Origin of the sequence: Paenibacillus oceani (genome assembly GCF_014705615.1) — a bacterium.
GTDB lineage: Bacteria > Bacillota > Bacilli > Paenibacillales > NBRC-103111 > Paenibacillus_AB > Paenibacillus_AB oceani.
Map to the genome: position 1 here is coordinate 1 of NZ_JACXJA010000032.1, position 13,216 is coordinate 13,216.

At 51.0% G+C, this 13,216-nt stretch carries 13 protein-coding genes; 3 read left to right on the plus strand and 10 right to left on the minus strand.

Annotated elements, in window-relative coordinates:
* From IDH45_RS22150 to IDH45_RS22160, 3 genes are all read left to right on the plus strand, one after another.
* Positions 1-487, plus strand: a 487-nt coding sequence (locus IDH45_RS22150) for a phytanoyl-CoA dioxygenase family protein (RefSeq protein ID WP_190930316.1), incomplete at its 5' end; no start/stop codon positions are given.
* Positions 488-550: 63 nt separating this feature from the next.
* Positions 551-757, plus strand: coding sequence for an AraC family ligand binding domain-containing protein (locus IDH45_RS22155; protein WP_190930317.1), 207 nt, complete (start codon positions 551-553; stop codon positions 755-757).
* A 121-nt stretch (positions 758-878) separates the two neighbouring features.
* The gene (locus tag IDH45_RS22160; RefSeq protein WP_190930318.1) at positions 879-1,748 is read left to right on the plus strand and encodes a helix-turn-helix domain-containing protein; all 870 of its coding nucleotides are present in this window, start codon (positions 879-881) and stop codon (positions 1,746-1,748) included.
* Between the two features lie 243 nt (positions 1,749-1,991).
* Here IDH45_RS22160 and IDH45_RS22165 read toward each other — a convergent pair whose 3' ends face one another.
* The 10 genes from IDH45_RS22165 to IDH45_RS22205 all read right to left on the minus strand — a co-directional run bounded on the left by IDH45_RS22165 (position 1,992) and on the right by IDH45_RS22205 (position 13,182).
* Positions 1,992-2,522 carry a DinB family protein gene (locus IDH45_RS22165; protein WP_190930319.1) on the minus strand — a complete coding sequence of 177 codons (531 nt, stop codon included), beginning with the start codon at positions 2,520-2,522 and terminating at the stop codon, positions 1,992-1,994.
* Between the two features lie 222 nt (positions 2,523-2,744).
* The gene (locus tag IDH45_RS22170; protein ID WP_190930320.1) at positions 2,745-3,092 is read right to left on the minus strand and encodes a bleomycin resistance protein; all 348 of its coding nucleotides are present in this window, start codon (positions 3,090-3,092) and stop codon (positions 2,745-2,747) included.
* Positions 3,093-3,235: 143 nt separating this feature from the next.
* Entirely contained in the window at positions 3,236-4,675 is a 1,440-nt protein-coding gene (locus tag IDH45_RS22175; RefSeq protein ID WP_190930321.1) for a leucyl aminopeptidase, read from the minus strand.
* A 196-nt stretch (positions 4,676-4,871) separates the two neighbouring features.
* Entirely contained in the window at positions 4,872-4,997 is a 126-nt protein-coding gene (locus tag IDH45_RS34745; protein ID WP_263364854.1) for a hypothetical protein, read from the minus strand.
* A gap of 166 nt (positions 4,998-5,163) precedes the next feature.
* The gene (locus tag IDH45_RS22180) at positions 5,164-6,384 is read right to left on the minus strand and encodes a Gfo/Idh/MocA family protein (protein ID WP_317891261.1); all 1,221 of its coding nucleotides are present in this window, start codon (positions 6,382-6,384) and stop codon (positions 5,164-5,166) included.
* 48 nt (positions 6,385-6,432) lie between these two features.
* On the minus strand, positions 6,433-7,716 hold the full coding sequence (locus IDH45_RS22185) for an ABC transporter substrate-binding protein (protein WP_190930323.1): 1,284 nt from the start codon (positions 7,714-7,716) through the stop codon (positions 6,433-6,435).
* A 241-nt stretch (positions 7,717-7,957) separates the two neighbouring features.
* On the minus strand, positions 7,958-8,884 hold the full coding sequence (locus IDH45_RS22190) for a GNAT family N-acetyltransferase (protein ID WP_190930324.1): 927 nt from the start codon (positions 8,882-8,884) through the stop codon (positions 7,958-7,960).
* Positions 8,885-9,094: 210 nt separating this feature from the next.
* On the minus strand, positions 9,095-10,585 hold the full coding sequence (locus tag IDH45_RS22195) for a hypothetical protein (protein ID WP_190930325.1): 1,491 nt from the start codon (positions 10,583-10,585) through the stop codon (positions 9,095-9,097).
* A 312-nt stretch (positions 10,586-10,897) separates the two neighbouring features.
* Positions 10,898-12,202, minus strand: coding sequence for an ABC transporter substrate-binding protein (locus IDH45_RS22200; RefSeq protein ID WP_190930326.1), 1,305 nt, complete (start codon positions 12,200-12,202; stop codon positions 10,898-10,900).
* 26 nt (positions 12,203-12,228) lie between these two features.
* The gene (locus IDH45_RS22205) at positions 12,229-13,182 is read right to left on the minus strand and encodes a carbon-nitrogen hydrolase family protein (protein WP_190930327.1); all 954 of its coding nucleotides are present in this window, start codon (positions 13,180-13,182) and stop codon (positions 12,229-12,231) included.
* Positions 13,183-13,216: the final 34 nt, after the last annotated feature.

The following is a 13,216-nucleotide window of genomic DNA, read 5'->3' on the forward strand; positions in this document are numbered from 1 at the left end:
CATCGGCTTGTGGTCGAGCCATTTCATCAGCAAAGAACCGGTGGTGGGACGCGCTACGCCATGGCACGAAGACTCCGCCTACTGGAAAGGACGCGTAAGCAGCTTCGATAAAATCGTCACGGTTTGGCTGGCGATTGATCGCAGCATTCAAGAAAACGGCTGCATGCGCGTCATCCCCGGCACTCACAACAACGGGTTTTCCGAATATGAGAAAGTGGATTCGAGCAAAAACTTGTTCCGGTCGCAGATCAAAAATATCGACGACTCGCAAGCGGTCTACTTTGAACTGGAGCGGGGCGAATGCTCGCTGCACGACAGCCGGATCATCCACGGCGCAAAGGCCAATACGAGCCCATACCGCAGATGCGGCTATACGATGCGTTATTTCTCTACGGAAACGCGCGTCATTCCGGAGCGCAATGAGAATCACAAGGTATGGCTTGCCCGAGGACGGGATGTAGCAGGAAGCCGTTTCGAGAACGTATAAAGATGTAAGCGGAAAGGAATTGAACCGATGAAGCGGGAGAACGGGACGTAGCCCAGAGGGCTGTTGAATGAGCAGTATATGGAGCTTAACTGGTCGTTCAACATCTTTGTCCAACAGCTGACGAAGTCGTCTCCCCTTCATTGGCACGAATTTTACGAAATGTGCGTCATCACGGAAGGAACAGGAACGAACGTTTTGAACGGCGTCTCCCATCCGCTGGAGAGAGGCAGTCTTTTCCTGCTAACCCCGGCGGATTTCCACGAAGTTTAACCCGATCCCGATTCCGTCCTGCATATCTTTAACCGAAGGGGCATGGTCCGCACCATCCTAACAGCTGACACTTGATCCATCTTGTATGCTCCAGTTAAAAATACTTTATTCGAGGTTCCTTATGAGGCTGAATATTACTTACGAGAACCATATTCCGATCAATGCCTTCCGCTGGACGCCGAGCCGAGAGCTGCAGCCGCTTCATTATCATTCTAGCTTGGAGATTGGCCTCTGTGTTTCCGGCAGCGGCATTTTTTATTTCGGCGAGAAGCGGTACCGGGTCGCAGTCGGCGATATTTTCATTGTAAATAATAGGGAACTTCATATTGCCCAATCGGATAAAAGTAATCCCAGCACTTATATTTTTATCAATTTCGATCCGCGTTTGTTACTCGATGAGGAAGAATCGTTGCTGCTTCCCTTCGCCTATAGCTCCGATCATTTCGACAATCGCATTACTTCTGCCTCTCCCCTATCCGCACCGATCGGGGCATTAATTGAGAAAATGTGGCGCGAACTCGACGCCAAACAGGACGGCTATTTAAGCATGGCCAAAAGCGCCTTGCTGGAGCTATGTGTGCTGCTGCTTCGCCATTATTCGACCCGTATGTCGAAGCTCGAATGGAAACGGATGAACGATACATTCCGTCGGCTGCGGCCGGCTTTGGCCATCCTTGAAGACCGTTTCCGGGAACCGCTCGAGTTGACGGACATTGCGAATGCTCTCCTGATCAGTCCCTCCAGAGCCAGCCATCTGTTTCAAGAGGAGCTTGGCCGCAGCTTTAAAGATTACTTGCTGCAACTGAGGATTAACGAAGCGAAGCGGCTGTTGATCAGTACGAACCTGAGCGCCGCAGACGTTTGTTTTGAAAGCGGCTTTCAGAGCATCCCTTCCTTCTATCGTCTTTTCAAATCCGCCGTGGGGATTTCTCCGCTGGATTATCGCAGCAAATATTCCGTGCACGCAATTATTGAGAATCCGATTCAATAGCTGAATAGATGACTCGCCCGTACCCAATCTATCATAAACCTACAGTAACTTATTTCAATGGCGTGTTGTACAATAGCGCGTGGGACATCACTTGGGCAGAGGTTTGGAAGAAAACATCGAGATTGTTACTAGTAATGGGAAGCGATCATTCTCTACAAAATGCCGCAGCGGACACTAAGGTTATAGCTTAGTGTCCGCTGCTCTAGTATCAGATTTTCCACTGGCGCACTCCTAACCCCATTGTTAGTGGTAGGTTCCTGTTAAATTGTCCTTAGCATCTATTAATAATTTGGTCAGAATTACAATTTGTCCAGCATGATAACTATAATGCTCGCATACTTGTACCAGCATCGTCTCCAGATCCCTTGAATAATTGGATTCCGTTTCGACATGGGGACGAACCACCATTTTATTCCAATCCTCAATCGAAAAATGTATGGTGATACTTGTATCCAGATCGCTTGCCGTCATGTTCTCCAGTATGCCGGAAGACTGTTGTCTCACATCTTTGAGCAATTTGATTAATTTTTCTCCGGATAATCCGTCGTTTATAGAAAACTCGGCTGATCGGGTTCGATGAAATGCCGCTTTCCCCACACCGCTTACAAAATGTTGATACTCGTTTCCCGCCAAATGCATACATAAGTTGCCGATGCTATTCATGTTCGGTTTCAATCTGTGCCATATTTGTTCCTCTGACAATAGGTTTAAACAGGCTTCTATTCGTGTTAATTGTTTGTTCATTTCATTCAAAACGATTTGGTTTATTTTCAAATAAAACAACCTCCTCCGGATTGAGCAGTTAATATCTACCTCCCAACATATTCCACCAAAAGGACCGGTTATCCTGCTCCAAAAAAAAGGCAAAGGCAGCCTGAATAAGAGCTGCCTTTGCCATACGGGATTACGGGGACTAGAGATTTGCAACACATCAAGGACCGTCTGGATGGTTTCTTTTGGATTTAAGTGCGCTTATCCCAGCTAATCGGGTGAACGTCATACTTGTTGTGCAATTCTAAACCGATGGCCATTAAGCTCGCGAATGGTAAATTCTTTTACTCCCCACGGCTTTTGTTCGATTTCCTGTACAATGTCTACACCCTTGCTTTTGTACACAGCATGAATTTCTTCTACATCCTCAACAAAGAGGTAGGAGTGTGCCCGATATGTCGTAATTGATTCTTGTACATCTAAATGAAATTCAACGCCGCCGCATTTGACAGCTGCATATCCATTGTCATTCCAAACCCATGCCACATCAAAACCGAGTATATCCCTGTAAAATGCAAGTGAATCATCCATACTTAATACTGGCAAAATCGGCACTTGGCATTGAAACCCCATACTAACGTCCAGCACCCCCTTCCGCTCACGATTCACTATGTAGAAACCAGGTTTGTTCTGCGGGCGGGTTCCTATCTATCCACACGGAGCTTTCGCGTGAAAGATAGCCTCGCTTATTGGGCGGCGATCATCCGCCCGGAAGTTTATTTCGACCGCTCGGCGACAAAATCGGCCAGAAGACGCGCTCCGTAGCCCGTCGGACCTTCTACGACGTAGCCGCTCGTGGAGCCGGCATCCATCGGTCCGGCCATGTCGATGTGCGCCCATTTTGTTCCGGCCTCAACAAACCGTTGGAGGAACAATGCAGCCGTAATCGCGCCGGCATATGCGACGCCGGTAATGTTGCAGAGATCCGCGTACTGGCTCTTCAGTAGATCGTCGTATTCGTCCTCCAGCGGCATCGGCCATACGCGTTCGCCGCTTCTCAAGCCGAGCTTCTGCAAAACTTCGGCCATATCGTCAGTCCCCCAAACGCCGGCCATTTTATTGCCGAGCGCGGAAACGCATGCTCCCGTCAACGTAGCGATATCGACGATTTGCTCGGCGCCGTGCTTGCATGCGCGAATCAAGGCATCCGCGAGCACGAGCCTCCCTTCCGCGTCCGTATTGCCTACTTGAACCGTCAGCCCGTTAGCGTAGCGTATCACCTCTCCTGGCAGCATGGACGCGCCATCCGGCATGTTCTCCGCAGTCGCTACGAAAACTACGACGTTCGCCTGCAGTTGGCTGCTCACAATAATGTCCAGCGCGCCGATCACTGCAGCCGATCCGCCCATGTCGATGCGCATGTCGCTAAGATTGCGGCCCGATTTTAGGCTAATCCCACCGGTATCGAACGTGATGCCCTTGCCGACGAGCGCGATAAGCGGCTTCGAAGGGTCGGTGCAATATCGCATCTCGATAAGCGCAGGCGGGTATTTGCTGCCTTTGCCTACGGCGATCAAACCGTTCATTTGATGCTCCTCAAGCTGCTCTCCCATAAATACTTCCACTTGCACCGGCGTATCCTTGAAACGCTCGATTACCCGTTCCACCACATCTCCGGGGCGAAGGAAGTTTGGGGGCTCGTTGCCGAGGTCTCGGGCAAGCTTCGTACCTTCAGCCCGTATCTTGCCAAGACGCAGCGCCTCTTCCAGCTCCTTCGAAACCGTCAGCAGAAGCTCGACGTTTTCGGTATGGCTCTGTTTTTTCTTCGACTTGTATTTATCGAACGCGTATGTCCCCAGCAGCCAGCCCTCTACCCAGGCGGATGCAGCTTCCGCCTCGCTGATCTTGCCGCCGATCACACCTGAAAGCATGCTGAAATCGACCGCCGCCGATGCCGCCTGCTCCTTCTCGACTGCGCGCCCCGCAACGCCTGCTGCTGCGCGGATTTGGTCGAGGCCGATCTTCGTTTCATCTCCTAGCCCAACCAGCAGTTTATGAGATTCGGACTCGCGCCCATACAGCCACGTCACTGCGCCTTTGTCACCCGCATACTCCTTCAGCTCGTAACCGCCCAATTGCTTAACCGGCAAATTTCCTTTGCTTACCACATATACCGTCAATTTCGCAGCCGATGTTGAAGTTAACGTAAATTTCATTTGGTCTCATTCCTTTTAGTCAAAATAAAGTCATATCAGTTCCCTTTAATCCTACCATATTGCGGTCTAAAATTTCATTCCATCTGTCTAGAGAAAATAAAGTACTAGACTGGATGTATTGCATCCGAACGGTTTTTCGACAAACCTTCACATTCCGACCCCTAATAACTGAAAGGCAGTAGCCCCTATTCTCTCTTTAATCGGCTAAACAGAGCAAGCCGTTATGATAGACCTGTGCGTCCTCCAGCCGGTCGAACTGAATCGCCTGCCAGTCGGCTATCCGTACGACGGAAGAGTTCGTCCCCGCAGAGAACGTCAGCACGATCTGGTTGCTACCCCTCGCCACCACTTGCGCCAGCGTCGATATACAGCGCCATCGCGCTTAAATATAGCTGGATAAAAAACAGTCCGTCTCTTTAGGAGAACGGACCACAGACGAGTCTCGGACTGGAATTGAACAATCAACCATTACTTTTCATCATACAGGTTTACTCCAACGAATACGGATTGGCCGGCCCAGGTTCACGACTGATCCATTTGCCCTTCGTAAAATCGGGGAAAGGAACCGGCTGCCCTCCCATTGAAACGGACTGTTCCGACAATATCGAAACTGCCGTCCACGCGGCCGTATCATAGACATCGATTGGCGTCGCAATTTGTTTCGCAATGCTGTCGATAAAAGCTCTCAGACATAAATAATCCATACCGCCATGACCGCCGCGAACACCCATATCGAGAAATTGTTTCCAGAGCGGATGTTCATATTCCTCCCGGTAAGAATCAAACGATTCCCAGGCATGCTCAGGACTTCTCCCTTCGATATGAATGGAATTGTTGTCCTCCATCCATATTCCTTTCGTCCCTTGCACTCTTCCCGCTCTTGAATACGGACGAGGAAGCGTCGTATCCAATGTCAATAAAATCGTTTCGCCGCCTGCGCACTTGATAATCGTGTTGACGATATCTCCTTGAGCGACATCAACGCGAGTCATCGGGTGATCTCCGCCAAGATTGTCCACGGCCCATTCGCGGAGCCCCCTTGCTTTGGACGACATGGAGGTGAGGGTCAAAAACTGATTACCACGGTTAATGTTCAAGCATTTCGCCGCCGGTCCTAGCCCGTGCGTCGGATAATTATCGCCATTTCGCTTTAAGTAGTGATGGACCCGATAATGCCGCTTGTCGATATCCATCGCGAGTCCCTTCCGCAGATCGTGTTCATAGCCGCACTGACAGTGAATGAGCTCGCCGAACAGCCCTTTCTTCACCATGTTCAATACAGCCAGTTCATCGCGGCCATAGTTGCAGTTTTCCAGAAGCATGCAAGGGACTCCGGTCTGCTCCGATGTGCGTACCAACTCCCAGCATTCTTCCAGAGAAGCGACTGCTCCAACTTCACTCCCGGCATATTTACCGGCTCTCATCGACGCAATCGCAATTTCAAAATGGCTGGTCCAGGAAGTCGAAATAATGACTCCTTCAATATCTTCCCGGCCAAGCAGTTCGTTGTAATCTTTATAACTTTCCGCTTTAGCTCGGCCAGCCGCTTCGACCTGATCAAGCCCCAACTGCAGCTTATCATCGTTCAGATCGCATAGTGCCGGTACATCCACATCTTCCATAGCCAGTAGTGTGTCGAGAAGCCCTCTTCCCCGAACGCCCAGACCGACTATACCTAATTTCACTCTCCGATTTCCGATTTCAGCCACTCTGCAGTCCCTCCCGATCGTTTCGCTTCTGCGCATTCTAATCGTCCATCATTTGCCTTTTTCCGTCTTAATGAGCAGTTTGATTTGATCCTCCGCATCCCGCAAAGCGGAGTTAATATCTTTGTTATTCGATACGACGTTCACAAATTCGTCAGAAACGAACTTGCTCGCCTTGTAATAATAAATGGAGTTGACCGGTGCAGGCGCGGAGTTACTTTTGAACACGCCAGCGATGTTTTTCCCCTTTAATTCGGGCAAATCTTGCGCAAACATTTGTTTAAACTTTGGATCTTTCATGACCGGCTGTTTAGCCGACTTCCGCGACATGATCATCTGTACTTCATCCGAAAACAGCACTTCCATTACACGCATCTGGTCTTCCCTTTTTTTACTATAAGCCATCGGAGCTACGATATGGAGGTCGTACTGTCCATACGTGTTCGGCCTCTCCTTGTAGCTAGGATATTGAGCGACATCCCAGTTCAAATCCGGCACTTCCCTTAATCGCAAAAACAGATTAATGGTAGCAAGCATTGCTATATTCCGGTCTTTCAAAAAACGAGTAATCGTGTCGCCCGCTTTGTTGTATTCGTTTCCGGGTATCGTATAGATTTGCCGGCCGATCTCCATCACCCTTTTGTATGGATCGCTGTTAACGATCACTTCATCTGTTTTCGCATTGATATGGTTAAGAGAGAGCGGAAACAAATAACGGCCGAGTCCATCCGTATCGAGACCACGGTACTGAATCGAATCCTCCATTCTAGTTACTTTTTTGGCCAGCTCAATCGCATCTTCCCAGAACATCCCGTCTTTCGGATAAGGAACGCCAAATTTATCGAATAAATCTTTATTGTAGTAAAGGGCGTTAAGGTTGTTGGCATACGGAAGGGCGATCAGCTCTTTATTGTCGGGTATTGCGGTTATTGCATCTAGTGCTCCCGGTTCGAAACGGCTCAAATCGAATTTGTACTGTTTAGCCAACGGGGCGATATCGAGATAAACGCCCATATCCAAATAACTAGTTAACTGACCGTGGTACGTAACGAGAAAATCAATCGTTGTATCTCCCTTGGCCAGATGCTCCGTCAAATCTACAGTCGATTTGTCCATTTCGGCGGTAATATGCGAGTATTTTTTCTTAACCGGTTGTACGATCAGCTCATCGAAATCTTGTTCCGTGAAGTAGCCTCCATGCTGGTGAAATCGAATGGTTACAGGAGTTAGAGGTTTTTCTTCAATTGTAAGGATTTCCGTTTCTCCGCCTTTGGTGCAGCCTGCGAAAGCGATTACAGTTGTTCCGAGAAGCAACGAAGATAATGCTCGATTCATGAGATAACCCCCAAGTTAATAATAGGTTAAGAAACTCATCTGTGCTTCAAAGCAGCTTTCGCTTGCATTGTACAGCTGAACAGCATTTCGTCAGGTATTCCCAGCTGGATTGGATCTGATCCGTGCTATATTTCTCGATTTAAATTGAAATAAATGAATTGTTATATAATATTTAATTTATTATATATAATAATTATTGCAAATATACGAATGCATGAATAATGCATTCGCAGAACTTGGTTTAAGCATCCGGATGCCGCTCAAAATCCAGCGTCATCAAATGCTCGCTGTATACAGTTATAAATCCCGCTTCATGCAAAGCCATCAGCGCTTCCCCATTGCTCTCCCGCAAATAGTGGAAGCTGCGAAAAGACAATTCCGTAAGCGGCGAGAAAATATCGGCAAGCATGAAACGAATAACATCCCGTCCGTCGCCGCGCTGCGGGTCCGCCTCGCATTGCGTCAACTGAATGCTATCCAGCCTGCCGGTACTGTCCAGACTCCTTCTGTATATAGCGTATCCTGCCGCCTCCCCGTAATGGTCCAGGGCGATGATCGCTTCGCTGTCCTCCGTCATAAACCATTCGACCGTCCATGAATTTTTCGCAAGCGGATAAAAGGGAAGCAGGCCCGCCCGGCACGGCGCAACCGGAACGGTCCGGTAATCGGAACTGCGGGATCGCGCGAAGGGAAGGTCTGCGAATCCCCCCTCCTTCCGCATAACATGTACCTGATCTCGAATCTCGAAGCCGCAGCTCAAATAGGAGCGGATCGCACGGTCATTCTCGATGCGCGTCTCTAACGACAGCGAATGTGCGCCCGCCGATTGTGTTCTGCGAATCGCCTCCCGCAACAGCAGCTTGCTCAGCGAATGTCCGCGGAATGACGGATTCACTCCCGTGCCGCCGTTCCAGGCGAGCTTCCGGCCGTTCGCCTCGGCCAGGCCGATCATGACGAATCCGGCCGGTACTCCTTCGACAAAGGCGGCTACCGACAAATCGGGATGTATATTCAGTCGTCCAAGTCTCCCGGTTGTCTGGACGATCGACATGCCGATAGAGTCGCTCCCTAAATATTGTTGGAAGCCGGTATTCCATTGTTCGGTAATCTCGCGAATTGTACAATCGCCAAGTGAGCGTATTTCCAACTTATTCAGCTTATCCTCCACCAATATACACTTCCTCCGTATGCTTGCGCCTTCCGTAACCGCTGCCATTAACGGTTTTGGTTAGGCCCGTATGGTTTGGATTTCCCGGATCAGGCTCGTACAGCCGGTTTCTTGCTGCCTATCCTCTAGCCGACAGGTTCAACGGCCTGACCGTCCCTGAGGGAAAACAAAACGGAAAAAGAATCCCTGACCTATCTACCGCCTCCTGCTTCAATCTCCCATAAGCCGTACAAGTTGTTCTGTAACGAGATCCGCGATAGCTTGACCTCCTTCCGAACCGATCGGGTTGCTCGCCGGAACAGAGCCGTATCCCCCGCCGGCAAGAGACCTCGGACTAGGCAAATATGTACCTGCTCCCGCCAATTGGACGATTATCGTCTGCTTAGCCTTGCTGCGAACTTTCATCTGACTACCAAAATCCATATATAACTCATAGGGAACGGTAACAAGAGCAACTTCCCCCAACTGCACTACGTTGATTTCGGCGGACAGCGTGAGGCTTCTCTTTTGGCGTTCGTAACGCCGCAACACGTTGATGTGCCATTCGGCAATCCGGTACGCTTTGCTCGCCGCTACATACCAGCGTTCCTTGGTACGCAGCTCAGGCCGCTCCTCCAGCTTGCGCCGTTCATCCCCGAGTACATCCATCCATCGATTCGCCTCTTGCTCGGCGTGTTGCGCATCCCGTTCAGTCAGTCGATTGACCGGCAGTTCCAACTGAAGCGATCGCAGCTTCACGGCCATATCGCTCCGGCGAGTGTCGTGTATATACGGTACGATATCGTCAATCGCGCTGACGAGCCGGGAGGCGATCTCTTCACGTGCCGTCCGATTTTTGAGTCGCAGCATCCGTTCGTATGGTTCACGGTCGAGCATCGGATGCGGTGATAAGTCACCCGCGGCGCTGCACTGGGGTAGAATAAACAGCCCAGGTCCATATTTTTGCCGCAGCAACTGCCGTGTTTCATGCCACCAATCCGCGCTGATGACAAATAAATGCTCGCTTTTTTGAGACGGGCACGGCACGTTTACAACTAAGCCGCGCAAATCCCCTTCTGGGCCGTACGCCGCGATCACGTTCAAGCTGTGATCTTCGCTGCCCTCCATATGGCGAAAACGACTTGTCGGAGAAAGCGGCAAGTCGTACATCGTCGCCTGACCCGAATCGTTCACCCAGCGCCGGTTATGACTTATAACCGAATTCCCCCATCCATAGGCGACAGCACCAGGCTGGAGGTTCGACCAAGCCTCGCAAACAGCATCGGCAATCCGTTCGACGGCAAAATCCAAATAGGCCTGAACCGGCATCGCTTCAAGAATCGGCATTCCGGCTACTTCGCTTGAAGCATGACCGTCAGGCGATGGTGACGGAACCCTCACCTCCGGCCCGGTATGCGTATGCGTGGCATTCAGAATAACGTTACGAGGGTTGAGACCGGCTGGCCGGCGCAGCTCAAGCAAGCGTCTTACCGCATCTCGCATGTCGTCGGGAATCGCGATCAGATCGCAGCTCGCGAAGACTACATGCTCTTCGCCGGTTTGCACCGCCCAGACGGTCGCGGTCAGCGGGTCCATGACGCCTTCGGACAGCCTCGCATGAAACTGCCCGGCAATGAAAACCGGCTGCAGAGGGGTAATATCGGTCTGTGCCCATCCATGCTTTAATGTCACATGTTCTCGATCGCTTTTGCTCGGATTCAAAACGTCGCCTCCTTTTTTCCAATCGCTGATCCTGACTCCATCTTAATACATTCTGCAGCGGAAACAATGGCGAAATCGTCTCATTTATTCCCATAAACGGCTATTTGATCTAAACGTATCGAATGGCGGTTTCCCCCAAAGATACCATTCGCTACACAAACTCAAAGTTGCGGAATGTGAGATATCCAGCGCTTTTTCCAGCAAAAAGCCAATTGTACTTTCCTCATGCCGACATATATGCCAATGAACTCTAAAAGGCCACCGATCTTCACCGGCAGCCTCCGTCTCTAACCTTGGCGTATTCCGCACCGCTTACTTGCTCAACTGCTGCTGGATCGCCTGACTCATTTTCTCGTCGGCTTCGCGCAGAGCCGTATTTACGTCTTTCCCTCCGTACAGCATCGCATCGAACGACTGGTTGATAATCGTCGCGGCCGGCAAATTTTTGAAGGTTTGCAAAATGGCCAGCTTCGGCTTCGTAAACGCCACGACGTTTTTCGACTGGTAACCGGGCACGTTGCCGCCGAAATCGTTCTGGATCGAGGTATTCTTCAACACCGACAACCGGCCGTCTCGCGACATAAGCCGCTGCACTTCATCCGACAAGATGACGGAGATGACCTGGAATGCGGCATCCTTTTGTTTGCTTTGGGCGGTTATCGCCAGCGTGAACGAATCGACCCGCTGCCCGACGCCCGGAGCTTTCGGATTTTGCGGATACGTGACGACGTCCCAGTTCAGATCTTTTACGGTCAGCATGTTTTTCAGCGTCGACGTCGAACCGCTCATCATCGCAAGCCGGCCTTCATTGAATTCCTTCGTATAGTTCGTGCCTTTCGGCGCGTAACCCGGAATTTTGTATAAGTCGTACCACATCGCGAACAAATCTTTCCATCCCTGCGTCTGGAACACGGGCTTATTGGCGGGAAAGTCGGCCCACGGCAAGCTCACCTGATACGCTCCCCGATATACGCCGTCCGGCCACAGCCCCCAATATTGGACACCGCCTTCGTTTCTCGTCATTTTGACGGCGATATCGCGCACCTGCTCCCAAGTCATGCCGTCCTTCGGAAACGGCGTTGCCATTCGCCCGAACAAATCCTTATTGTAAAACAAAGCAAAAGACTGGTTGAACATCGGCAAACCTGTCAAATAGTCGAGGCTGCTGCCAATTTTGATCGATTCGACGAACTCGGGCTGAATCCGGTTCAAATCGAACTTGTATTTCTTGATCATTTCATCCATATTGTAGGCGAGTCCGAGCTGGACGTAATCGTTCAGATTAAGCGGGAAATTGGCGTAGATGTCCGGGATGTCTTTCGCCGCCACAAGCTCCGGGAGCGTTTTCCCTTTTTCCGCAATGTCGACGAGCTGCACCGTAATATGCGGATACTGTTTGGCGACCGGATCGGTGATATATTTTTTAATTTCGTCCTGGGTCAATACCGAATTGTGCGCAGCCATCTTGATCGTGACCGGCTCCGGTTTGGCGATTTCCGGTTTTGCAGCATCCGGCTTCGCCTCCGAAGGGGAAGCCCCCTTGCCGCCGGAGCAGCCGGCCAGCGCGAGCCCCGCCGACAACAGCACGATGAATCCCTTCCATGAACGTTTTCGCATCTCGACACCCCTTTTCGTTAGGCCGGTTACGATTCCAGATTGCCTGGAGCGCACCGGTGCGCCGTCGCCCGCTTCCAGTAATCGTCGAGCGGAGTCAGGCCGAATTCGCGGATAATGTCCTTCACGGTAAACTCATCGGTTTCGCTCGAAAGGAGCACGGAGCCGAGCAGACCCGGATCGTGAATGGTCACTTTCGTACCGTATTTGTTTTTGATTTTGCGGAAATGGGCTTCATTATAATCGATATGAATCACTTCACAGTCGAGGTTGACCGTTCGCGTCACATAATGATAGTAGTTCGTACTCGTGGCGATGACCTCGCCGACCGGTGAAATGATCGAGCTCGTCGCGTGCGTATAAATCGATCCGGCGAAATGGGCGCGGCAGCTGTATGCCCAATATTGCTGCATCAGCCCGCCGTGGTATGCGGACGAGAACAAGATCAGATCGGGCTTACTGTGCACGTACTTCAAGCGCAGCTCGTCAAAATTCAGATCGAAGCATATCGCACAGGCGACTCGTCCGAATTCGGTTTCGAACACAGGGGCGTCTTTGCCGTACAGCATGCCGCCGTTCGTCCGCTCGCCTTCAACGAGATGGTTTTTGTTGTAGGTACCGGCGACGGTGCCGGTCCGGTCGAGGAGCTGCGTCGAATTGCGGAACGTGCCGTCCTCCAGCTCGCGTACTGCGGAATAAGCGATCCAGCAGTTCCGTTCCGCGGCGACGCGGGCGAAAAAATCGCGAATCCGGTTGCCGCGGTACCGGTAATATTCCTTCATCCGTTCGGGAGTATATCCGGCTTTCTCGGGCCGGTCACAGCATTCCGGGAGCACGATCAGATCGGGCCGGTCCGGGAGCACCTGCTCCAGCTGGCGTTCCCAATAAGCGATCATGCGGACCACCGTCTCCTCCAAGTCCGTTTCCGGCGGCACCCGCAGCTGCGGAGCCGATAAACAACTGATTTTCACATAACGCGCCAAAGTCTTTTCCTCCCCATTATCCATAAGTGAGCGG

What these genes read in the sequence shown, in the direction of transcription:
- IDH45_RS22170 (WP_190930320.1), bottom strand. Translation starts at nt 3,092, where the DNA reads ATGGGGTTTCAATGCCAAGTGCCGATTTTGCCAGTATTAAGTATGGAT.
- IDH45_RS22200 (WP_190930326.1), bottom strand. Translation starts at nt 12,202, where the DNA reads ATGCGAAAACGTTCATGGAAGGGATTCATCGTGCTGTTGTCGGCGGGG.
- IDH45_RS22160 (WP_190930318.1), top strand. Translation starts at nt 879, where the DNA reads ATGAGGCTGAATATTACTTACGAGAACCATATTCCGATCAATGCCTTC.
- IDH45_RS22185 (WP_190930323.1), bottom strand. Translation starts at nt 7,716, where the DNA reads ATGAATCGAGCATTATCTTCGTTGCTTCTCGGAACAACTGTAATCGCT.
- IDH45_RS22175 (WP_190930321.1), bottom strand. Translation starts at nt 4,675, where the DNA reads ATGAAATTTACGTTAACTTCAACATCGGCTGCGAAATTGACGGTATAT.